Annotated in this window: 19 protein-coding genes; 12 read left to right on the forward strand and 7 right to left on the reverse strand. The window is 35.6% G+C overall.

What is annotated here, in order from left to right:
- Positions 1-5: 5 nt before the first annotated feature.
- The 5 genes from AACP56_RS00890 to AACP56_RS00910 are packed head-to-tail and all read left to right on the forward strand — an operon-like array spanning position 6 to position 7,628.
- Positions 6-380: a response regulator transcription factor gene (locus tag AACP56_RS00890; RefSeq protein WP_339334443.1), complete on the forward strand. Its 375-nt coding sequence runs from the start codon at positions 6-8 to the stop codon at positions 378-380.
- Positions 377-2,548: a HEAT repeat domain-containing protein gene (locus AACP56_RS00895; RefSeq protein ID WP_339334441.1), complete on the forward strand. Its 2,172-nt coding sequence runs from the start codon at positions 377-379 to the stop codon at positions 2,546-2,548. Before AACP56_RS00890 ends, AACP56_RS00895 begins: the two co-directional genes overlap by 4 nt.
- Positions 2,538-3,968, forward strand: coding sequence for a glycosyltransferase family 2 protein (locus AACP56_RS00900; RefSeq protein WP_339334439.1), 1,431 nt, complete (start codon positions 2,538-2,540; stop codon positions 3,966-3,968). The genes AACP56_RS00895 and AACP56_RS00900 overlap by 11 nt, the downstream gene beginning before the upstream one ends.
- 10 nt (positions 3,969-3,978) lie before the next feature.
- Entirely contained in the window at positions 3,979-6,348 is a 2,370-nt protein-coding gene (locus AACP56_RS00905) for a sulfatase-like hydrolase/transferase (RefSeq protein ID WP_339334437.1), read from the forward strand.
- Complete coding sequence (locus AACP56_RS00910; RefSeq protein ID WP_339334435.1) at positions 6,345-7,628, forward strand: YaiO family outer membrane beta-barrel protein; 1,284 nt, start codon at positions 6,345-6,347, stop codon at positions 7,626-7,628. The genes AACP56_RS00905 and AACP56_RS00910 overlap by 4 nt, the downstream gene beginning before the upstream one ends.
- A 15-nt stretch (positions 7,629-7,643) precedes the next feature.
- Here AACP56_RS00910 and AACP56_RS00915 read toward each other — a convergent pair whose 3' ends face one another.
- Together AACP56_RS00915 and AACP56_RS00920 are read right to left on the reverse strand one after the other, a co-directional pair.
- Entirely contained in the window at positions 7,644-8,930 is a 1,287-nt protein-coding gene (locus AACP56_RS00915; RefSeq protein ID WP_339334433.1) for a hypothetical protein, read from the reverse strand.
- Positions 8,931-9,516: 586 nt separating this feature from the next.
- Positions 9,517-10,380 carry a sigma-70 family RNA polymerase sigma factor gene (locus tag AACP56_RS00920; RefSeq protein WP_339334431.1) on the reverse strand — a complete coding sequence of 288 codons (864 nt, stop codon included), beginning with the start codon at positions 10,378-10,380 and terminating at the stop codon, positions 9,517-9,519.
- Positions 10,381-10,617: 237 nt separating this feature from the next.
- On the opposite strand from AACP56_RS00920, the gene AACP56_RS00925 reads away from it, so the two are divergent.
- Both AACP56_RS00925 and AACP56_RS00930 read left to right on the forward strand, forming a co-directional pair.
- Positions 10,618-12,129 carry a DEAD/DEAH box helicase gene (locus tag AACP56_RS00925; protein ID WP_339334429.1) on the forward strand — a complete coding sequence of 504 codons (1,512 nt, stop codon included), beginning with the start codon at positions 10,618-10,620 and terminating at the stop codon, positions 12,127-12,129.
- Positions 12,130-12,151: 22 nt separating this feature from the next.
- Positions 12,152-13,375, forward strand: a complete 1,224-nt coding sequence (locus AACP56_RS00930) for a glycosyltransferase (RefSeq protein ID WP_339334427.1) — start codon at positions 12,152-12,154, stop codon at positions 13,373-13,375.
- Between the two features lie 148 nt (positions 13,376-13,523).
- On the opposite strand, the gene AACP56_RS00935 is transcribed toward AACP56_RS00930, so the two are convergent.
- The 3 genes from AACP56_RS00935 to AACP56_RS00945 all read right to left on the reverse strand — a co-directional run bounded on the left by AACP56_RS00935 (position 13,524) and on the right by AACP56_RS00945 (position 15,540).
- On the reverse strand, positions 13,524-14,426 hold the full coding sequence (locus AACP56_RS00935) for a helix-turn-helix domain-containing protein (RefSeq protein ID WP_339334424.1): 903 nt from the start codon (positions 14,424-14,426) through the stop codon (positions 13,524-13,526).
- Positions 14,423-14,824 (reverse strand): DoxX family protein, encoded by a 402-nt coding sequence (locus AACP56_RS00940; RefSeq protein WP_339334422.1) that lies wholly within the window; start codon positions 14,822-14,824, stop codon positions 14,423-14,425. Before AACP56_RS00940 ends, AACP56_RS00935 begins: the two co-directional genes overlap by 4 nt.
- A 215-nt stretch (positions 14,825-15,039) precedes the next feature.
- Positions 15,040-15,540: a hypothetical protein gene (locus AACP56_RS00945; protein ID WP_339334420.1), complete on the reverse strand. Its 501-nt coding sequence runs from the start codon at positions 15,538-15,540 to the stop codon at positions 15,040-15,042.
- Between the two features lie 467 nt (positions 15,541-16,007).
- Between AACP56_RS00945 and AACP56_RS00950 the strand changes: the two genes are divergently transcribed.
- Positions 16,008-16,850 (forward strand): 1,4-dihydroxy-2-naphthoyl-CoA synthase, encoded by an 843-nt coding sequence (locus AACP56_RS00950; protein ID WP_339334418.1) that lies wholly within the window; start codon positions 16,008-16,010, stop codon positions 16,848-16,850.
- A 281-nt stretch (positions 16,851-17,131) separates the two neighbouring features.
- On the opposite strand, the gene AACP56_RS00955 is transcribed toward AACP56_RS00950, so the two are convergent.
- Positions 17,132-18,466: a serine hydrolase domain-containing protein gene (locus AACP56_RS00955; RefSeq protein WP_339334416.1), complete on the reverse strand. Its 1,335-nt coding sequence runs from the start codon at positions 18,464-18,466 to the stop codon at positions 17,132-17,134.
- A 55-nt stretch (positions 18,467-18,521) separates the two neighbouring features.
- Here AACP56_RS00955 and AACP56_RS00960 point away from each other — a divergent pair, with 55 nt between their 5' ends.
- Complete coding sequence (locus AACP56_RS00960; RefSeq protein ID WP_339334414.1) at positions 18,522-19,397, forward strand: pirin family protein; 876 nt, start codon at positions 18,522-18,524, stop codon at positions 19,395-19,397.
- On the opposite strand, the gene AACP56_RS00965 is transcribed toward AACP56_RS00960, so the two are convergent.
- Positions 19,392-19,793 carry a DUF2452 domain-containing protein gene (locus AACP56_RS00965; RefSeq protein ID WP_339334412.1) on the reverse strand — a complete coding sequence of 134 codons (402 nt, stop codon included), beginning with the start codon at positions 19,791-19,793 and terminating at the stop codon, positions 19,392-19,394. The genes AACP56_RS00960 and AACP56_RS00965 overlap by 6 nt on opposite strands.
- A gap of 104 nt (positions 19,794-19,897) precedes the next feature.
- On the opposite strand from AACP56_RS00965, the gene AACP56_RS00970 reads away from it, so the two are divergent.
- The 3 genes from AACP56_RS00970 to AACP56_RS00980 are packed head-to-tail and all read left to right on the forward strand — an operon-like array spanning position 19,898 to position 22,456.
- Positions 19,898-20,329: a 3D domain-containing protein gene (locus tag AACP56_RS00970; protein ID WP_339334410.1), complete on the forward strand. Its 432-nt coding sequence runs from the start codon at positions 19,898-19,900 to the stop codon at positions 20,327-20,329.
- The gene (locus tag AACP56_RS00975; RefSeq protein ID WP_339334408.1) at positions 20,326-20,985 is read left to right on the forward strand and encodes a peptidoglycan recognition protein family protein; all 660 of its coding nucleotides are present in this window, start codon (positions 20,326-20,328) and stop codon (positions 20,983-20,985) included. Before AACP56_RS00970 ends, AACP56_RS00975 begins: the two co-directional genes overlap by 4 nt.
- Before the next feature lies 1 nt (position 20,986).
- Positions 20,987-22,456: a M14 family metallopeptidase gene (locus tag AACP56_RS00980; protein WP_339334406.1), complete on the forward strand. Its 1,470-nt coding sequence runs from the start codon at positions 20,987-20,989 to the stop codon at positions 22,454-22,456.
- Positions 22,457-22,466: the final 10 nt, after the last annotated feature.

Below are 22,466 nucleotides of genomic sequence, written 5' to 3' on the forward strand. Positions count from 1 at the left end.
TCCCATTGAGAAAAAGACGAATCCTACTAGCTGAAGACGATGACATGCTTGCATCATTATTAAATTACCGTCTCGAAAAAGGAGGTTATGAGGTAGTATTGAAAAGTGATGGCAAAGAAGTGAAGAATTGGCTAAACGATTCATTGCCAGATATTATAGTCAGTGATATAATGATGCCCTATTTTTCTGGTATTGAACTGGTAGACTATATAAGAAATGATTTAAAATCTACCATTCCCATTATTTTAATATCATCAGCCTCTAATGAAGAAAATGTATTGAGCGCCTTTGAAATGGGTGCGAATGATTTTATTTCTAAACCCGTAAGCCCTTCAGAATTATTGGTGCGGGTTTCTAGGGAAATAAGTAGAATGAATTGAACTTAACTACTCAAACATATAAAAGTCTTTTATACGTTAATTCCACAGCAACTGATACAAATGTATTGTGGAACTTGACCTTTCTCTTTTTGGGACTGGGTTTGCTGTACTTTATTTTCATTTTCTTTTTTAAGAACAAGCTATCACAAAAAGCAGTAAAGACCGCTAGTAAAAGGTCTGAGCTTGCTCCAGTAATTAGCAATTTCCTATTCCATTCTCCTAAAGACTCAAAAGATGAGCAAAAAGAATATGTAAATCTAAAAATTGAGATTCGAGAGTATCTACGGGATAAAGGTTTTAGAAAAATTTTAGCTGAAATACTTTTTGATCTTCAAAAAGATGTTTCGGGCACTACAGAAGAGAGGCTTTTTAAGTTGTACAGAGAACTTGGCTTGCATCATGATGCTTTTGCCAAACTTAAAAGTTGGCGCTGGGAGGTTGTTTCAAAAGGCATTTTAGAACTCACTCAAATGCAGGTTGGAGAGTCTTACCAGTTAATCACTAAGTTCATTAATGACAAGAGAGGGACAATTCGTAAACAAGCGGAAATAGCTACCATTAAGCTGCGTCATGAAGGGATTGACTATATCCTTGATTCTACCAGCTATGCCATAAGTGAATGGCAACAATTAAAAATGATAGAAGCGTTGAGCGGTCTAAAGGATTATGAGCCCCCAAGGTTTAAATCATGGCTTATTTCAGAAAATAAAGATGTGGTTTTGTTCGCATTACGGTTAATAAAACACTACAATCAAAACGATGCGGCTGCCTCAATTATTGAATTGATAAAACATAAAAATGACCAAATAAAACTAGCAGCAATACAGTGTATAAAAGATTTTAATTTTGTCGAAGCCAAATCTACTTTAAGAGATGTATTCCTTGTATGTAATGATGAAGTTAAAATACAGATTCTTGGTGCTATCGCTATTTTTGGAAACGAATCTGACATTCCTTTTTTAAATGGTGTTTCTGTAAAAGAACTCAACTTTTTAGTGAGCAGCAAAGCTAGAAGTGCTATGAACAGTATAGCTCCGGAAAGTGTTTTGCCAACAAAGGATATCACCAAAACCAAAGCTGCTGGTTCAGATATAGAGATTCCATTGGGTGAAGAAAAAAAGCCTTCAATAATTCACTCTGATGATACTATAACTGTTTCAATTTCCGATGAATATTTAGAGATTGAAACTACTGATGAAATGGACGTTTTTGAAATTGACGACTCGGAATCAGATGAAATAAAAAATAAAGAAATAGTAGATCCAGTAGTAGTTGTCCCAGAAGAAACAGATTTCGATTTTGAGGAAATGGATAATGAAACGGTTTCCTCTCTAGATGTGGAACTTGGTCTTTTATCATCTGAAAATGATGATGTCTACCATAGTAAAGTTAATGTGGAGGAATATGCTGAAATGGACTTTGCGGACAAGGATACATACTTGGAGAACATGGAAGAAACAGTAGACTCCAAACAAGTGGAATTCCTTGAAATAGTCATGGAGCATGAGGTTGAGTCAGAACTTCGTTTTAAAGCATTCAAAAAACTTAAAAAGCTAAAAACTTCTTTTCCAGTAAAAAAAATATTGCAAAAAGAATCTGAAGAAACTTCAGAGCCAACAAGTTCTATAATAGTTGAAAGTGAGTTACCAGAGACTAAGCAATCTAAAGATATTGTTATTGGCAAGGAGCAAGAGAGTGTGTTTTACCCATTATTTCAAAAAGCGGTTGATTTAGATTCTAAATTATTGCTGATTAAGCAGATGGAATCTTTGGGCGATGAAAAAGAGATTGTCTTTTTGCAAAAACTCCTGAATTCTAAAGAATCAAAAATTGTTAAGCTTTCTAAAAAGACCGTTGCAGTATTGGAAAAGAAACTTTCAGATTCCATTCAAGATATTTATGCAAATGATGATGAGATTAACTTGTTGGATACACTTGGAGATGATTTAATTAATCCATCCCAAACTTTTGAATTAGAAAATAATATTGAAGCTCCTTACATAGAAGAGAAGGGGGAAAAAGACAATAAACTACCACTAGAGTTATGTTTTTTATATGATGAGTTTGGTATTAACGCTTCTGAAGAAAAGGACGATGATTTTGATTTTGAACTATCAGAGGAATTCTTTTTGAATTTAAGCAACCAAAAAGAGAATCATGAGCACTAGTTTATTTGACATAGTACTAGAATATATTGACCTCATTTTCTTGTTGTTCAGTTCTATCTTGTTCTGCCTTTTCGTATTCATGGGTTATTTTTCTACAAGAAACTCACTGCACTACAAAAACAAAAATAGCTTTGGGGATTTGTCCAAAGTAATGGCATCACCAATAGCTCCAACCATAACCATTATTGCTCCAGCCTATAATGAGAGCCTAACCATTGTAGAAAACATCCGCTCGCTGCTATCACTAAAATATGTGAATTATGAGGTAATGGTAGTAAACGATGGAAGTAAGGACGATACACTTCAAAAAATGATTGAAGCCTATGATTTAGTTAAAGTAGAACGGGAAATAGACCCAAATTGGAAGTCTAAACCAATCCGCGGGGTATACAAATCCAAACTACTTTCATTTGCAAAACTTACAATAATAGATAAAGAAAATGGCGGCAAATCAGATGCGTTGAATACTGGGATTTTTCTTTCTGAAAGCAGGTATGTTGGCTGTATAGATGTTGATTGCCTGTTACGTCCAGATGCTTTGCTACATGTGGTCAAATCCTTTTCACAGCGAACCAAGAAAAGAGTCATTGCTGTTGGCGGGGTAATCCGGGTTGCAAATTCTTGTACAATATCCGGGGGAACCTTGGAAGAAATAAAACTGCCAAAGAAATGGTTGGCAAGATTTCAATTATTGGAGTATACGCGTTCTTTCTTATTAGGACGTATGGCATGGGGAAGAATAGATAGTTTATTGATTATTTCCGGGGCCTTTGGTTTTTTTGACAGAGAAATTGCTTTGGCCGTAGAGGGTTATGATACAAATACTGTAGGTGAAGACATGGAGATGGTTTTTAGGATGAGAAGGTATATGCACGAGCTTAAAGAAGCCTACACCATTGAATATATACCGGATTCTTTATGTTGGACAGAAGTTCCAGAGGATTTAAACATCTTGGTAAATCAGAGAGATAGATGGACAAGAGGTAATTTGGAGACCTTGTATAAGCATAAGGACATGTTCTTCAATTCTAAATTTGGAAGACTTGGTCTTATCAGTTATCCTTACTGGTTCTTTTATGAATGGTTGGCACCATTACTGGAGTTTTTTGGTTTTTTTACCATTATATATTTCTGGTATTTAGGAATTATAAACTGGGATTTCTTTATAGCTATAACTGCTGCAATCTATGTTTTCTCAATAACATTTTCTTTTTATGCTATTCTATGGGATGTATACACCTATAATGAATATAAAAAAACCAAAGATATTTTAATGCTTTTACTGTGTGCAATCCTAGAGCCAATTACATTTCATCCAATTCTTGTGTATTCTGCGGTAAGGGGAAATCTAAAAAAATTATTTAGGGTAAAATCTGGCTGGGGCTCACAAGTACGTAAAGGCTTTGCCAAAGCAGCTTAATTTTTAAAGAATGAATACAAGTTCAATAGATAGATACACTTTAAAACAATACACCAGATTAATCATCTCTTTCTTTGGTACTTTGTTATTGCTTTCAATATACCAATACACCACGTTATACTTTAAAGGTGTGGTAGATACAATATTCAGTGGCAGTTTCTTTATTGCTGTTGCGCACCAATTGGGTTATGCGTCTATAATTGGGCTTATTCTAGTATTTCCATTTAATTTTTGGGAAAACTTAAGACCAAAGTATGGCTTCAACCTTGTATTTGTAATTATTGCTTTTTTGCTCATTATAGAAGCAGCTCTAATAAGTTATTATTGTACGGTTCTAGTTCCCTTAGGGTCAGATTTATTGGGGTATAGTTTTAAGGATATAAAAATGACCATTTCCAATTCTGGGGGAATATCCTTTTTACCCATTTTAGGAATAATCATAATAATTGGGGTGTATTTTGGGCTCTATAAAGTAACATCTAAATACTATCATTATATAGGTAGAATGTATCCTTTTACAATCATCTTATTTAGTTTCTTTATCTCTACACTATACTTAGAAGGTAAACCTATAAATCAAAATAAAAGTCAATATCTGGCTATAAATTTATACAATAGTTCAACAGAAGATACTTCTTATGATGCTAATGTAGAATATCCTTTAATTAAGTCACAGCAAATAGCGAATCCACTTGGGGAATTTTTTGACCTAAGGGAGGAAAAGCCCAATATCGTTTTTATAATAGTAGAAGGCCTTGGAAGGGACTTTGTAGGTGAGGGTGCCGAGTATGGCGGATTTACCCCATTCTTGGATTCACTTACAGAGAAGTCTTTATATTGGGAGAACTGTCTCAGTAATACAGGGAGAACTTTTGGTGTATTGCCGTCTCTTATGGGTTCTTTACCATTTGGTAAAAGTGGTTTCATGGAGTTAGAGGAATACCCAAATAAATTAACCTTGTTCAGTATTCTGAAAAACAACGGATACCACACTTCTTTTTATCAAGGAACCAATAGCACGTTTGATAATGTAGATAGTTTTCTAATAAGTGAAAATTTAGATTTTATTCTGGATAAATCAACTTTTGGAAATGATTATGAAATGCAAGCAGGAACAGATGGCTTTTCGTGGGGATACCCAGATAAAGAACTGTTCAAAAAAAGTATGAGTATTGATAGGAGTGCTCTCTCAAATAGGCTAGAAGTATATATGACCATTAGTAACCACGAGCCCTTTATACCTCCGCGACAAGAATTTTATGAAAAGCAGGTAGAACAAATATTATCTATTGGAAATTTTGATAGTAGGACAAAAAAGGTAATCAAAAAGAACGATAACATTTTTGCAACCTTACTATACACGGATGATGCATTAAGCTATGTGTTTGAAGAATACAAAAAGCAGCCAGGATATGATAATACAATTTTTATTGTTACCGGTGATCATAGACTAATTCCTATACCACAGCGGAACAATCTGAGTAGATTCCATGTCCCCCTAATAATACATAGCCCATTATTAAAGACTAATAGGAAAATGAGTGCCATTTCCTCTCATTTTGATGTAACTCCAACACTACTGTCTCTGTTAGAAGGTAAGTACGAACTAAAAATGCCAAAAAAAGTGGCCTGGATGGGAGATGTACTTGATACTAATGTTGAGTTTAGATCTATCAAGGACATTCCTTTAATGCGAAACAAAAACGAATTGAAAGAATATATCAGTGGCGAAAAACTATTTTCTGAAGGTTCTGTCTATGAAGTGGATGGAGATATGAATTTAGGTAACTCTTTTGGTGGTGGAAATCTGGAGAGTAAAGTAAAAGCTTTTAAATCTATGAATGCTTATGTAACCAACAACAACAAGATTATCCCTGATAGCTTAGCAATATTTACTGTCAAAAAAGAAAAGTTTACGGACAGTGAAATGATTTGGTTCAACAGTCTCTACAACGGTTATGATTCTGATAAGTTCTACATGATTGCAAGAGATTTGGCCTTTGATGAAGAATACGATAAATCCTTATTGTTATGTCGCTATATCCTTTCGGAAAAAGCAAGGCATGTGGACACAAAAATTTTAATGGGCAGGGTCAATGCATGGAGAGGAAATTCCGAAACAGCTATCGAAATACTGCGGGAATGTATAAAAATCAACCCAGATTATATTGACTCATACTCTGCGCTTTTCGATGTCTATTTCTGGAATGGACTTAATCATGAAGCCTTAGAGCTTATAGAATTGGTACAGGCCAATAGCTCAAATGCTGATGTGGTGTCGGATAAAATAGCGCGAGCTAGGCGAGAAGCTCGTAAGGTGGGCATAAAGACATACAAAAAACCTGAACCAGAAAAAGTTGTAGCATCTTTAGAACAATGATATTAAGACGTTCCACATATTGTACAGTTTTTATGCTCCTTTCCGTTATTGGGTGGGGGCAAGATTTGGCTGACAACTCCTATGAAGATGCCCATCAATTGGCATACGAAGGCAAACATAAACAGGCTAGGGAAGTACTTATGAAAATTGCTGAGAATTCCCCAGAGGATGATAAGGCCCAATATTTATTGGCTAAAACCTATACTTGGAATGGTGAATACACAACAGCACGTAAAACATACAATAAGTTAATTTCCAAAGATAAAAATGACAAACAGTTTTGGGTAGCTTCAATTAAAAACGAATTATATGCCGGAAATAACGCTACAGCTCTAGGCTTGGCGAACAAAGCTATTTTTTATAACAACGATACTAAAGAAATTCAGCGTTTAAGAAGAATAGCTAAGGAAAGGTTAGAAAACAAAGAATATTCTGTACTGGGGTGGTACAACACAGACCAAAAAATTATTAGTAAGCATAAAAAAAGTAAGCAAACCAAAGTAGAAAGTGCCAAAATAGAAAACACTTCTGAAACTGAAAATAATGCATTGGTAGGAAGATTTGGAGTTAATAATTCATATACCGTTTTTAGTGAAAGATATGATCCTATTTTCTTTTCTAACATCTCCTACAGGCATCAAACCAAAATTGGAAGTATAATTCCCAAAGTCAATTTTAGTAATCGTAATGGAATTAACGGCTTGCAGTACGAAATAGATATGTACCCAAAATTTCTTAAGCGTTTTTATGCCTATCTAAATTATGGCTATTCAAATGCGGATATTTATCCAGAACAGAAGGTGGGAGGAGATGTTTATGTGAGCTTGCCCGGTGCATTTGAATTTTCTGCAGGTGGAAGATACATAGTCACTAGAACTAGAAATGTTACGGCCATAACCAATTCCATTGGGCATTACAGAGGTAATTATTACTTTTCACTTCGTTCTTTTATAACTCCAAGACCGGGGAATCTTACTAGGGTTTCTGCCAATCTCTTAACAAGAAAGTATCTTAAGGATGCTGAAAATTATATGGGAATTAGTGTAGGTGTGGGGTATTCTCCTGAACTAAGACAAATTGTTGCCGGTGATACACTATTGGCCGAAACATTACTTTTTATAGAATCACAGCGTATGAGTTTGGAATATCAATTTACCAGTAAGAATAGCCAAAACATTTATAAAGCTAGGCTGGGGGTAAGACGACAAGAACTTGCATTTGATTCCAATAACTTTTTCTGGGGAATTACTGCAGGACTTAACTATAATGTGAAGTTTTAGAAATGCACTAAACAGCTATTTTGAAGCCTGATCATCTTTGGAATCAAAAGCCCATTTATCTGCATACATTCCATAAACCAGTCCAATTTCATTTTCATATACATAGGTCTCATCCTTTCCTGGGTCAAAGTTTACATGGTATACATATACTTTTACACCAGCATCTTTTAGTTTTAGAAGTAATTTTTTCTCTCTGGAAATCAATCTACGGGATAAAGCAATGTATTTTATATTGTTTATTTCCAAAAAATCTAGTTTATCCCCTTTTAAGCTCATAAAAGGTTTTTGGGAAATCATTGCATTTAGTCCGTTACTAGCAGCTTCTTCAACGGCCATTACACTAAAAAGCTCCATGATAAGCCTGTCCTTATCAACAAATGATTCGGCAAAGGCCACAGGATCATTGAGCTTATCAGTTACCAAGGTAGCATCTGGATGCGCCTTGAACCAGTCGTTTATTCCCTTTAAATCTAGTGTGGTGTAGTCTCCATAAATTTTACGTTTCATAAACTCTTCGTGGGTAGGGGGCAGCTCTCCTTCGTAATCCGTAAATCTGGACCACATGCGCCAATCATGTGCAGCAACTAGCTTCCCATCAGATGTAGTGATAATATCCAGTTCAAAAAGTCGGAACCCTTTAACATAATTTGCATCAAGGGCATCTTTGGTATTTGTAGATTTAACTCCATTGATTTCTCCGCCAGCATGTGCTATATAGCGATTATTGTTGGGAACAAAAGTGTAAACCTCCCTTGGGAAATAAATTTTTATATCACTTATATTATTGGGTACGTCAACTTTAAGGTCAATAGTCAGGTCATCGACCAATTCTATAATGTTTCCATTTAGGTTGTGCATAATATAGGCTTGGCGGCTTTTCAAAGCACTTAAGGTATTAAGTCCCATTTCTTTTAAAGCAGCGGTATTGCCATCAAAAGCCTTGGCAGCAGAATCATGTGCTAAAATTGCAAAAGTTGCATCATTCGCAAATAGTTGTGACAAAACCTCTTTTATTTCTATGACAGCATCAGCACTACCATGGGTGTCATAAGTACGGTATTCAAATTTCCCTGTATTAAAAAAGTGTACAATAGTTAAGCCTCTGTCCACTTGCTCTTTTATGCCATTTAATGAAAAGCTACTTCGCTTTTTTGCATTAAAGCTATTGCTTTGGACAAGAAGTTCGCTGCTGCTATTATATACTGTTGAATTGCGAGTATTTGCTTTTAAAATTGCAACTGTACTGATAAACAATAGCAATAAATGAAGTTTTCGTAAGATAGTGGAATAGGTTTTCGTCATTGGGTCTATATTAAACAGTATATCTAAAACGTAGATAAGCATTGCATATTGCGGAATTATAACAGCATATACATTGGTTTAGCCCCCCTATGTTGCGAAAAGTACTTTTTTGTGAATTAGTGACAAGATACTGACTTATTTAACATATGTGTGAGATTAGGACTACAGTAAAATCGGTTTTTTACATTTTTTTAACCTTCACAACATTTTAGATAGCCTTCACCACAATTTATTGTCGTCTTCTAAAGTTTAGGATATGTTTACAGTGTTAATTAGAAAGACCCAAATTTAAAAACCTAATCTAGCATGTTATACGATACCTACGGTGAGGAATACCTTGCATTTTTACAAGAGTTAAATGAAATTTTGAGTATAAACGAATTAGCCGAATTGGATTACCTATAGCCTTTTTTGCCCCAAAACCTAAAACCTATGGAAAACCAAAACAATGAAAATACTGCCTACGTTAATTTCATTAATAAGCTAAATGAAATACTAACGGATTACGATATTACCCAAATGAATTGTTCTTAAGTTTAGTGTGTTTATAAAAAAAAGAGCCCAGATAATTATCTGGGCTCTTTTTTTATCCTAAATAAGTCTTTAGAATTTTACTTTTAGAATTGTGACGGAGTTTTCGAATTGCTTTTTCTCGAATTTGACGAACCCGCTCTCTTGTTAAATCGAACGTACTTCCAATTTCCTCTAAGGTCATCGACGGCTGTTGTCCTATACCATAGTACAAACGAACTACATCTGCTTCTCGTGGTGATAACGTATCCAATGCCCTATTGATTTCTGTATTTAAGGATTGGTGCATTAGTTCACGATCTGGTTTAGGAGATTCCCCAGCACGCATTACATCGTACAAATTAGAAGTCTCTCCTTCTTTTAGTGGTGCATCCATGGAAACATGGCGTCCAGAGTTTTTAAGCGATTGCTTGACCTCGGTAACCGTCATATCAAGTTCCTTGGCGATTTCTTCTGCAGAAGGTGGTCGCTCATGCGCTTGTTCCAAATATGAGAACGTTTTTTTGATTTTATTAATGGAACCAATCTTGTTCAACGGCAAACGAACCACACGTGATTGTTCTGCGAGTGCTTGTAAAATGGATTGACGTATCCACCAAACAGCATAGGAAATAAATTTAAATCCACGTGTCTCATCAAAACGTTTGGCCGCTTTTACCAGACCAACGTTTCCTTCATTAATCAAATCTGGAAGTTTTAAACCTTGGTTTTGGTACTGTTTTGCTACAGAAACAACGAACCGTAAATTTGCATTGGTCAACTTTTCGAGGGCAACTTGGTCACCAGTGCGTATTCTTTGCGCTAATTCTACTTCTTCTTGGGCAGTTATTAAATCAATTTTACTAATGTCTTGTAGGTATTTGTCTAAAGATTTGGATTCTCTGTTGGTAACCTGCTTAATGATTTTAAGTTGCCTCATGCGTTTTTCTAGTTTTTAGGTAATAGCTCTCATAATACATCTTTAGAACCGTTTTTCCAAATGGTATTATGCTTTATTATAAAAATTTTATGAGCATTGCTAAATAATGACCTTACATTTTACATACTTGCTAATTGTTAATAGTATTTGAAATATTCCTCCAAAAGAATTTAGAACTACCCTTAAAATCTTCTAGTTTTGTAAGGTTTGTTATTAATTGAGCAAAAGCATATCTGTTTGGAAGTACAAAAAGAAGTTGCAAGAAAAACACTTTACGATTATCAGTTAGAAGACCTCAAGATCATCTTCAAGGAACTGGACAGCATGCCAGATGGTAGCAACTTGCTTTACCAATTGCCCACCGGTGGTGGTAAAACTGTAGTGTTTTCTGAAATTACTAGGCGCTATATAGAGCAGACCAAAAAGAAAGTGGTAGTCTTGACCCATAGGATAGAGTTAAGCCGACAGACTTCCAAAATGCTTCATGGTTTTGGGGTGAAGAACAAAATCATTAATAGTGAGGTAAAAGAATTTGATGACCAAGATGAGTTCACCTGCTTTGTGGCAATGGTGGAAACCCTAAATAATCGACTGCAAGAAGAAAAGATAAAGATTAAGGATATTGGATTGGTCATTATAGATGAAGCACATTACAATTCCTTTAGAAAACTGTTCAAATACTTCGAAAAATCTACCATTTTAGGTGTAACCGCTACACCTTTGAGCTCAAACATCAAGCTGCCCATGAAAGACCACTACAAGAAATTGATAGTGGGAAAATCCATTAAATCCCTAATAGAAAAAGGCTTCTTGTCCAAAGCTGAACTGTACAATTATGATGTTAGCCTTAAAAGTTTAAAGCTGGGTATTCATGGGGATTATACCGTGAAATCATCCGAAGAGCTTTACGGAAATCAAAGTATGTTGGGCAAATTGGTAACTGCCTATGAAGAAGTGGCCAAGGGGACCAAAACCCTTATTTTCAATAACGGCATCAACACTTCACATTATGTCTATGAAACCTTTAAGAAGGCAGGATATAATGTGAGACATTTGGACAATCGTAATAGTGCTGCAGAGCGAAAAGAAATTCTAGAGTGGTTTTCCAACACTCCCGATGCCATTCTAAGCTCTGTAAGTATTTTAACTACTGGTTTTGATGAGCCTACAGTAGAATCCATAATTTTAAATAGAGCAACACGGTCATTGACCTTATATTTTCAGATGATTGGTCGTGGTTCGCGTGTATTACCCAATAAGGACAAGTTCAATGTGATTGATATGGGTAATAATATTGCCCGTTTTGGACCATGGGATGAGCCATTGGATTGGCAAGAAATATTCCATTTTCCAGATTTTTACTTGGAGAATATTAAAAATGATGAAGAAATAGAGCGTGAATTCGTCTATGAAATGCCAGACGAACTCAAGGCTAAATTCAGCAAGTCTGAAAATATTCACTTTGATATTAAGGCGGAGTATAAAAAAGTCTTTGCCGAAGGCGGAAAGTCTAAAACAGTGCTGGAACGCAGCATAGAACAGCATGCTCAAATTTGTGTGGAGAATAGTGAAGATGTGTTTGATGCGCGAATTTTAGCAAAAGAATTGAAAGAGGAAATTCAATATAGGGTCCGCCAATATTCGTATTGTATCATGAACAATACCAAAAACTACAAAGAGTGGTTAGAGGAAGATTACGAGCGAAAATTGCGTTCCAATATCTCAAAGAAGTTTGCACAAATGATGTAGGTAAGCTCTATTTTCAACCACTATGCAAAAAGCCTTATTCCTTGGTTATGTTTGGCCAGAGCCCAAAACCACAGCAGCAGGACATCGTATGGTGCAACTTTTGGAAAGTTTTATAGCTAACGGTTATGAGATTACTTTCGCAACTACGGCGCAAGAAACCAGCTATTCCGAAAAACTTTTAGATTTAAATATAAAAACCCAGAAAATTCTTTTAAACGATGCCACTTTTGATGACTTTGTGGGCAGCTTAAATCCAGATGTGGTGGTTTTTGACCGATTTATGGTTGAAGAACAATTTGGTTGGCGTGTTGCCCAATTTGCTCCCAATGCATTACGAATACTAAATACAGAAGATTTACATAGTTTACGAAGTATAAGGCAAGCCTGTATAAAAGCTAACGAAGCGTTTACTAATGCAAAGTGGCTAAAAGAAGATATCACTAAACGGGAAATTGCAAGTATTTACCGTTCTGACTTAACCCTTATGATTTCTCAGGTTGAAACCCAATTATTACAAAGTGTTTTTGGTATAACAGAAAGTTTATTGCTTACCTTACCATTTTTATTGGATACGATTTCTAAAGAAGCACAAGCCCAATGGCCAGCTTTTGAAGATCGGCAAGATTTTATTTTTATCGGCAATGGCAAGCATGCACCCAATGTAGATGCTGTAAAATATTTAAAAGCTGATATTTGGCCATTGGTTAGAAAAGAATTGCCAAATGTTAAACTCAATATCTACGGAGCCTATTTGCCACAGCAAATCACAGAAATACATGAGCCAAAAGATGGTTTTTTAGTGCATGGCTGGGGAGAAGATTTAAATACTGTAATGCAGAATGCCAAAATTAACCTTGCCCCGTTACGTTTTGGTGCTGGACTTAAAGGAAAGGTTGTAGACGGAATGCAAAACGGTACACCAACAATAACTACAGCGGTTGGAGCAGAGGGAATCCCAGAATTTAAAGCTTATGAAAACCCAAAAGAATTTTCCATAGCGGCAATAAATAGTTATAACAATAAAGCGGAATGGTTAAAAATGCAAAAAGCAGGTGTGGCAATCATAAATAAACACTTTGCAAAACAAAACTTAGCTTTTCAATTATTTAAAACAATTACTTCTTTAAAAAATACTTTAGCAAAACACCGCTCCCATAACTTTATCGGCTCGCTATTACAGCACCAAACCATGGCAAGCACTAAGTTTATGGGTAAGTGGATTGAGGAGAAGAATACGAAAAGATAAAACAAGCTTCGTTATCGGTCTCGTATAAGAATAGTAGCGGGTTATGAAATCTAACTATTCGAATTAAGCCTGACTCTAAGTATAAAAAAGCGATTTCGGTTAAGCACCGAAACCGCTATTATTTTTTATACATTGTTAGCCACCGTTATTATTCCGATTCTAATCTGTATTCGGATGGCGTAAGTCCTGTTTTTTTCTTGAATAGTCTGCTGAAATAATGTGGATATTCAAACCCTAGTTCAAAAGCGATTTCAGAAATGGACTTATCGCTTAAAACCAAGTCCTTCTTTGCTTGTTCTATAATGTAACGGTGGATATGTTCGATTGCAGAATTCCCGGTGGTTGTCTTTAAAAAATCACTCAAATAATTAGCGGAAAGGTTTAGTTTTTCTGCTAATTGCTCAACTGTTGGTAGCTTAATATTGTCATTAAAAGTAGCCTTTAATTCATCTTTAAAATTTGAGAAAATGCGATTGTTCACTTCATTTCTTAATATGAATTGTCTTGAATAATATCTGTCAGAATATGTTAATAGAAGTTCCAAGTTTGATAGAACTACTTGCTTACTGTATTTATCGATGGGCAATTGATATTCCTTTTCTATGTTCTGGAAAATTTCCTCTATTGATTTTTCTTCATCTTTAGATAAATGAAGCCCTTCATTTACAGCATATTCAAAAAAACCGTAATCATCAATACTTTTCTCTAGTTTGGTAAAATTTAAGAGTTCTTTATGGAAAAATAGAATCCAACCACTAGCATTTTGTATTAAATCAGTACTAAACTCCATTAACTGGAAAGGTCCTGTAAATCCTAAAGCACCTTCTTGAAAGTCGTAATTGGTTCTTCCATATTTTACATATCCATTAAGATTTTTTTTCAAACCAACGGTATAAAAATCATAAGTCATCTTTTCTGGAAAATTATCTGAATCCAACTTCAACTCTTCAATCCTGTATATACTGAATAAAGGGTGCTTCGGTTTATTAAGCCCTGCTAATTTATGAATTTGATGAATTGATTTGATATGTATCATTTTTGTTACGCTCATGTTTTTGTTATTCCATATTTGCCTGTACCTAAAAAGTAAATGACGACTAGTGCAACTATTATTAGTTGAGGATATTCCCAACCTCCTCCTATACTTTGAAAAACCCAACCGTTTGGAAAATGGTAGAATAATATACCTAAACTTATTGGCATAAGAGCTATGGAAGCGATTCTTGAATAAAGACCTACTAAGAGCATCATTCCACCTATGATTTCAACTATTGTTGAAAAGTAAGCTGTCCATACAGGAAAACCTTGCTCAATAAATCCTGGAATAACCTTGTCCATCCCCACAATGAAAGGTTTTCCAATACCGTGGAGTAAAAACATACCACCAATTGAAATTCTTAAGAATAAGCTAGCAAAATTTTGATTTGAAGGAAAATACAAAGCTCTCATTTTACAATATTTGAATTTTTAAGACTGCGTGCGATATCTTTTACCTGTTCTTGTAAAGATATCGGACTCCAATTGAATTACTTTTCTATATTGAAACTATCAATAATTCTATTTTCGATTAAATCATTGATAATAAGCTCATTATATTTGTCATGAACACTTAAAAGCTTCACCATAAAATTGGATTAGTTTTTAAAATGAAATATGCATGTTTTTTAAAAGCGATAACCAATTCCAATAAGCGGAGAAGGCAAGAAATCGTTGATATCTGCGGTAGCTCCTGATTCAAAGGTGACCTTTCCGTCATTTATTAATGGAAATACAGCTACGACTTCCCCTGTAACAAAAAAGTTTGGCACTTTACTTTTAAGAGGATACCAGATATATCCAATTCTTGGTGCAAGAAAATAAAAAGTATAGTCAAGCTCCTGACCATCGTTTTGATTCGTTAACGTATAAAATTCTACTCCTGCAGCAGTACCAACAAACCAACTTTGATGTGGTTTTCTTTTATTCAAAAAATAGCGATAAGATAGTCCTATTACTATGTCTTGTTTAGCTTCTAATTCCAAAGAACCTTCTGTGTCCCAAACAAAATCTATGATTCCATCTGATAATGTAGCAGCAAATACACTAGCCCCTATTTGTGTTCTATCATTTAATGCATAGTGCCCCACTACTGAATAGCCTTTTAGAGCAAATTGTAGAGGTCGCAACTCAAAATAAATTTTCTTTTCTTTGGTGTTTTTAAATCCTTCTTGTGCGCTTAAGTTTATTGCTAAAAAAATAAAGCATATAATTAATGGTATTTTTTTTTCTTCATAACAGAAATCTTTTGGTCAAATTTCGGCTAATATTTTGGTAGGAAATTACACAGATTACTGAATATTAAACACAGATTACGGTCTGTTCCAATGGCTGCTAATTGTTAAGATATGGTCTTGTTTTAATAAGCTATATCGGTCGATAACGAAGTTCGTTGAAAATTTTTATTAATTCTAGGCGAAAGCGCTTATGATTTTAATTAGTTTTTAACAAGGCCTTACTCACTTTAAAATGAGACCGCATTAAACAGATGATTGAGACCTTTCAACTCTGCTCAATTTTACAACTATTAGATTTTTCATATTCACTCGAAATGACCAAACAAAACCATTATTTTAGTGCTTAGAAAAGAAATCATATGAAGTCACCCAACTGGCAAACTGCTATAGAATTTGAGGATATTACTTATAAAAAAGCTAATGGGGTAGCCCGTATTGCTTTTAACCGCCCAAACGTGCGTAATGCGTTTCGTCCAAATACTACTAGTGAACTCATCAAAGCATTCTATGATGCACAGGAGGATACATCCATTGGTGTAGTCCTACTTTCAGCCGAAGGGCCTTCAACCAAAGACGGAGTATGGTCTTTTTGTAGTGGTGGCGACCAAAAGGCTAGGGGACACCAAGGTTATGTGGGACAGGATGGGCAACACCGCTTAAATATTTTGGAAGTACAGCGTATGATGCGTTTTATGCCAAAAGTGGTTATTGCAGTAGTGCCAGGCTGGGCTGTAGGTGGTGGCCATAGCTTGCATGTGGTATGTGATATGACACTGGCCAGTAAAGAACATGCCATTTTTAAACAAACAGACGCAGATGTCACCAGTTTTGATGGCGGTTACGGTTCTGCATATTTGGCTAAAATGGTAGGACAGAAAAAAGCTCGTGAGATTTTCTTTTTAGGTCGAAATTACTCTGCACAAGAAGCTTTTGAAATGGGTATGGTAAATGCTGTGGTCCCACACGAGGAGCTCGAAGCTACCGCATATCAATGGGCACAGGAAGTATTGGAAAAATCACCTACCTCTATAAAAATGCTCAAGTTTGCCATGAACCTAACCGATGACGGTATGGTAGGGCAACAAGTGTTTGCTGGTGAAGCTACACGTTTGGCCTATATGACCGATGAAGCTAAGGAAGGTCGCAATGCCTTTTTAGAAAAGCGAAAGCCAGATTTTGGCAAAGATAAATGGATTCCTTAAAAGTCTAGCGTAATGTCAGGGCGAGTGTTTTGAGAAGCAAAATGTATCGAGAACCAGTAACAGATGATACTCATTCTACAAAATGGTGTAAACTAAAAAGAGCCCTGTCTATTCGACAAAGGCCCTTTTACGAGAACACTATATGAAAATGAAAAAATTTATTTACTTGATTATTACACTGTAAATGTAGTATGAGAGTGTCCCCAAATGAAATTATTGTTGTGAAGTACCTTCCTTTTGTGGTATGTGGAGTTAAAACCGTTATTTGAGCAATAAAGAGCCTACTTAATCGTTGAAACAAGCGCTTTCAAAAACCGGTTTACATCAAAAACTGGGTTTTCAGCCAACCCTGTACGTACAACTACTAAATTTTTAGAAGGTATAATAAACACGTATTGCCCTTGAAAACCGTTCATGGAATATAAATCCCTAGGAGCATCTGGGAAAATCCCACCGGAGTTCAACCAAAAATGAGCGCCATACCAACCATCTGATAATGTAGTTGGTGTAGTAATATAATTTATCCATTCCTTAGAGAATAGCTGTTCACCATTCCAGTTTCCGTTGTCCAAATACAACTGTCCAACCCTTGCCCAATCCCTAGTACTTGCCCAGCCGTATGAGGAACCTACGTAGTTTCCTTCTAAATCAGCTTCCAACAACATAGAGTATGCGCCAATTTTGTCAATAAAGCTGGTGTAGGGGAAATCTAAGTATTTTTGTTGGGTTCTAAACTGTTGGCGCAGAATTCCAGAAAGCAAATTAGTAGTGCCAGAAGAATAGTTCCAAACTTCGGTTGGTTTGGCTGCTGCTTTTTTCTTGCGTTGCGCTTTAGTCATATCAGATTCTAAAAAAAGCATTTTAGTAACATCTGATATGGTAGAATAATCCTCATTCCACTCTAATCCGCTTTGCATCCGTAACAAATGGTTTAGTGTAATTACTTTGCGTCCATCATTCTTCCATTCTGCAATTGGAGCAGGCCATTCCATTTCTAATTTTCCTTTATGCTCCAAAATACCATAGCAGGTAGCTAAAATACTTTTGGTCATGGACCAACCAAGAACTGGAGTATCTTTTGTAAATCCTTCAATATAGTTTTCGGCAAGCAGATGCCCTTTATAGAGCACTAAAAGCGTACGTGTTTTTTGCACTCCGTTATTCTCAAAAGCCATGGCAATTGCCTTTTGCAACTGGTCATAGTCAATCTCTGGAAATATGGTATCCTTTGCTGGCAAATGACCAAAGGGATAGGGAGCTTCAATCTTGGTGAAGTTTCTTTGGGGTTGTAGGTACATTTCGTCTTCGAGGTAGTCACTGTCCACTAAGACTGTTCCCAAACCTTGGCGGTCTATTGCTTTTCTGGTCATACACCCGTAAACACTAGCCGTGGCTTCTGCTTCGGACTCATTATACTCAGTTTTTGCTAGTTTTATCAAGGGCATATCCAAATCATTTTTAATGATAGATTCGGGAGAACGCTTACCAACTAAAACACTGGATGCCATATACTTGGAAGCATATCCGGAAATTACATTCAGTTTCGGATAATTTAGATATACCACTATTGCAATTACTATTAGCAAAAACAGTAAAACTCGCTTGACTATTTTCATATTTTAAAAGGTAATATTGTAACTTTCTGTGGCTAAAATAGGAAATCATACTACTATGTCTAATGTAGGTTTAATAATAGAAGAAAGAAGTCGTGATATCGGAGATTTTTTGGTTGGTAGATTAATCCCATTTCGTAAAAAGCGGATGATAGGTCCTTTTATTTTTATTGACCACATGGGGCCTACCAAACTTGGACCAAAAAAATATATGGATGTCGACCAGCACCCGCACATTGGTTTGTCCACTTTGACCTTTATGCTAGAGGGTGAAATTATGCATGAAGACAGCCTTGGAACCAAACAATTGATTAGACCGGGTTCGGTAAATTGGATGACAGCGGGTAGTGGGGTTTCGCATTCAGAACGTACTCCGCAAAGTTTGAGGGACGGAAAAGAATTCACTGCCCACGGCTATCAAATTTGGGTAGCCCTACCCAAAGAGTTTGAAGAGATTGCTCCAAGTTTTCATCATATAGCTGAATCTGAATTACCCAAATGGCAAGATAGTGGTGCCCATTTTACACTTGTTGCGGGAGAAGGTTATGGCAAGAAGTCCCCAGTCCCAACATTTTCTCCACTATTTATGGTGGAAATAAGAAACAATTCTATTTATGATTTGGATGTAGGTGGTGATTTAAAAGGTGAGATTGGCATTTGTATTGTGGATGGTAGTATTAAAGCCTGTGATGAAGAAATACAAAAGGGCAATATTTTGGTGAGTAAAGTAGAAGATATTTGCAAAATACAACTCCAAGCCAATACGCACGTTTTATTGTTTGGTGGTGAAGCTTTTAAGGAAGAGCGACATATCTATTGGAATTTTGTTTCCTCTTCTAAAGAACGAATTGAAGAGGCTAAAAGGGCTTGGCGAGATAAAACCTTTCCAATGATGAAGACAGATGAAACTTATGTGCCATTACCCAGGTCATAGTTTCTCCCAAGTTTTATCTGACCCTAATTTAAAGGTGCCCAAATGTTCAAAGTTACACTCATTGGGTAAAATCAAGGATAAAAATGCACTGCCATCCTTAGCTCTATATAAATGATAAACCTTCCCTACAATTGGTTCAAAGCTAAACTTGGCATTGTAAACAAGTGAGTTATATTCAAATTCTTCCATCATTCGCTTATACTCATCTTGTATGGCTTCATACTTTGCTTTAAACTGATTGTTGGCACTAATGATATTGGTGTTCTTCCATGAAGTAACATCGGGAGGAGTTATTTTTGGAGCAGAAACATTGCTGGAATAGGGTAGGATTTTACTGTTGTACGATTGTGTTTCTTCGTCAAAGACAACGTAATCGGGCTTCTTTTCTTTTTTCATAGCTTGGTAAAATTACAGAAAGTATACTATAGCAAACAAGTTCATTTTTAGTATACCATATTTTATGTAGTTTAGGGGGTGGTTACGTTAAAGAATCAATAGCATTGATAAGACTTCTTGTTTATATTTTAGCTTTTAGTTGTCTATTATCTTGTAAAAAGGAAAAAGCAATAGTGGTCTCTAAATACAATTGGCATGGCCATGAGGTTACGGTATCAGCGTATAATTCCGTTTCTTGGCAAACACAGGGTAATCCAAATATTGCTGCTTGGGGTGATACATTAAAACCAGGGATGAAAGTTGTTGCAATTTCTAGGGATTTAATGGCCTTAGGCATAGACCATAACTCCATGATGACCATTGAGTCCTTGCCCGACACTTTTATAGTTAAGGATAAGATGAATAGAAGGTGGAGAAACCGAATAGATATTTACATGGGGAAAGATGTAAAAAAAGCACGTGAGTGGGGGAGAAAGAAACTCTTTATTTGCTATGCGCTTCCCAAAGATTCTACAAATTATAAAACCTTACCATGAGACCTGTCTTTTGTGTAGTTTTCATTCTGCTTTTAAGCAACTGTGGTATATCAAAGGCTATTATTGACAAGCCTATCATATTTGACGAAGAGCGTGTTGCACTTACCAAAGAGTATATAAAAAATAGGTATGGACTTGAAAAGGATTCTATAATTATTGACCCAAAAATGATTGTGTTACATTGGACCGCAACCCCCACTTTTGAGGGTTCTTTTGATGCTTTTTATAAAAGTACCTTGCCCAGTTGGCGACCAGATTTAGAAAATGTTAGTGGACTTAACGTCTCCACACACTTTTTGGTGGACAAGGATGGTAAGATTTATAGAATGATGCCCGAAAACTATATGGGCAGGCACGTAATAGGTCTAAATTATTATGCAATAGGCATTGAGAATGTTGGTGGTACATCAGAATCTCCATTGACCAAAAAACAATTGAAATCAAACATAAAATTGGTCAAGTACTTAGCTAAAAAATATGATATCAAGTTTCTGATTGGGCATTACGAGTATATCAATTTTGAAGATCACCCACTTTGGCTTGAGCAGGATGAGGGATACCGTACCCAAAAGACAGATCCTGGTGAGGATTTTATGATAGAAGTCAGAAAAGCCACAAAAAGATATAATTTTACACCAGTTCCATTAAAAAATTAAAATGATTAAAAATCTTTCAACTCTATTACTCACATTATTATTTGTTTCTTTTATATCTGCGCAGAGTATTACCGAGGCTTTATATGACTCGTATGAAAACTATAAAGAAGTTAGCTTAGATAGCCGAAGGATAAAGCACCATCAATTACAACCTCTCATCAATAATTTTAGGGCTAATCCTAAGTTTGTTGTTCAAAAAGTTGGGGAATCCATTGAAGGGAGAGATTTAAGTCTTATTAGCCTTGGTTCTGGGAAAACCAATATTTTTTTATGGTCCCAAATGCATGGTGATGAGCCTACTGCTACCCAAGCCATATTTGATTTATTGAATTTCTTTAATAGTAACGATTTTAAAACTGAAAAGGAAGAAATTTTAGATAATCTAACATTACATTTTCTCCCAATGCTAAATCCAGATGGTGCGGAAGTTTTTACTAGAAGAAATGCTCTTGGAGTTGATATTAATCGGGATGCGTTACGGTTGCAATCACCAGAAAGTAGGGTGCTAAAACGAGTCAGGGACAGTCTGGACGCCGCTTTTGGTTTTAATCTACACGATCAAAGCACGTATTACAATGCAGAAAGAACAGAAAAACCTGCTTCAATATCTTATTTGGCAACTGCTTACAACTACGAAAAAGACATTAATGAGGTTCGCGCAAATGCAATGAAGGTTATTGTTTTTATGAACGATATCATTCAAAAATACGCGCCTGGTCAAGTAGGGCGATATAATGACGCTTTTGAACCACGTGCCTTTGGTGATAACATCGCTAAATGGGGTACTAGTCTAATTCTTATTGAATCTGGAGGATATCCCAATGATACAGAAAAGCAAGAAATACGTAAGCTCAACTATGTTTCCATTCTATCTGCTTTATATACCATTGCTAAAGAAAGTTATGTGGATATTCCTATTGAAGATTATGAGAAAATTCCAAGAAATGACAGAAATCTTTTCGACTTAAAAATTGAGAATGTGACTTATGACTTAGAGGGGAAATCCTTTATTCTAGATTTAGGTATACTTAGGCAAGAAATTGATTTAGAAGAACATAACGAGTATTATTATAAAAGTATAATTGAAGATCAAGGAGATTTATCAACCTATTATGGTTATCAAACTTTTGATGCTTCTGGTTACAATATTGTAGCGCCCAAAGTAGCTGAACGCGGTAAAGTTAATTTAGATTCTAATAACCTAACGTCTTTGCTTAAAGATGGCATAGGTTATTTAACCGTTGATTTTTCAAAATATAAAACTTCCAAAATAGTTAATGGATTACCGTTTAATTTATGGCCAAAAGGGAGAAATTTAGGGGTTTTTAAGCTGAAGCCCTATGTAAATCCAACTTTCTTTCTAGAAAAGGATGGTGAAATAACTCACGCTGTAATCAATGGTTTTCTTATTGATTTGAATGAACCTTTGGAAAATCAAAAATTTGGAAACGCCCTGATTTATCGTGATTAAAACTATTTAA

It is taken from the genome of Croceitalea sp. MTPC6, assembly GCF_036985525.1.
In the GTDB taxonomy this organism is placed as follows: domain Bacteria; phylum Bacteroidota; class Bacteroidia; order Flavobacteriales; family Flavobacteriaceae; genus Croceitalea.

Bases quoted from the DNA above. Each gene is read 5' to 3' on its own strand.
- AACP56_RS00940 (WP_339334422.1), bottom strand. From the start codon at position 14,824: ATGAGAGCTTTGTATTTTCCTTCAAATCAAAATTTTGCTAGCTTATTC.
- AACP56_RS00930 (WP_339334427.1), top strand. From the start codon at position 12,152: ATGCAAAAAGCCTTATTCCTTGGTTATGTTTGGCCAGAGCCCAAAACC.
- AACP56_RS00980 (WP_339334406.1), top strand. From the start codon at position 20,987: ATGATTAAAAATCTTTCAACTCTATTACTCACATTATTATTTGTTTCT.
- AACP56_RS00900 (WP_339334439.1), top strand. From the start codon at position 2,538: ATGAGCACTAGTTTATTTGACATAGTACTAGAATATATTGACCTCATT.
- AACP56_RS00955 (WP_339334416.1), bottom strand. From the start codon at position 18,466: ATGAAAATAGTCAAGCGAGTTTTACTGTTTTTGCTAATAGTAATTGCA.
- AACP56_RS00975 (WP_339334408.1), top strand. From the start codon at position 20,326: ATGAGACCTGTCTTTTGTGTAGTTTTCATTCTGCTTTTAAGCAACTGT.
- AACP56_RS00960 (WP_339334414.1), top strand. From the start codon at position 18,522: ATGTCTAATGTAGGTTTAATAATAGAAGAAAGAAGTCGTGATATCGGA.
- AACP56_RS00910 (WP_339334435.1), top strand. From the start codon at position 6,345: ATGATATTAAGACGTTCCACATATTGTACAGTTTTTATGCTCCTTTCC.
- AACP56_RS00915 (WP_339334433.1), bottom strand. From the start codon at position 8,930: ATGACGAAAACCTATTCCACTATCTTACGAAAACTTCATTTATTGCTA.
- AACP56_RS00920 (WP_339334431.1), bottom strand. From the start codon at position 10,380: ATGAGGCAACTTAAAATCATTAAGCAGGTTACCAACAGAGAATCCAAA.
- AACP56_RS00935 (WP_339334424.1), bottom strand. From the start codon at position 14,426: ATGAGCGTAACAAAAATGATACATATCAAATCAATTCATCAAATTCAT.
- AACP56_RS00905 (WP_339334437.1), top strand. From the start codon at position 3,979: ATGAATACAAGTTCAATAGATAGATACACTTTAAAACAATACACCAGA.
- AACP56_RS00950 (WP_339334418.1), top strand. From the start codon at position 16,008: ATGAAGTCACCCAACTGGCAAACTGCTATAGAATTTGAGGATATTACT.
- AACP56_RS00965 (WP_339334412.1), bottom strand. From the start codon at position 19,793: ATGAAAAAAGAAAAGAAGCCCGATTACGTTGTCTTTGACGAAGAAACA.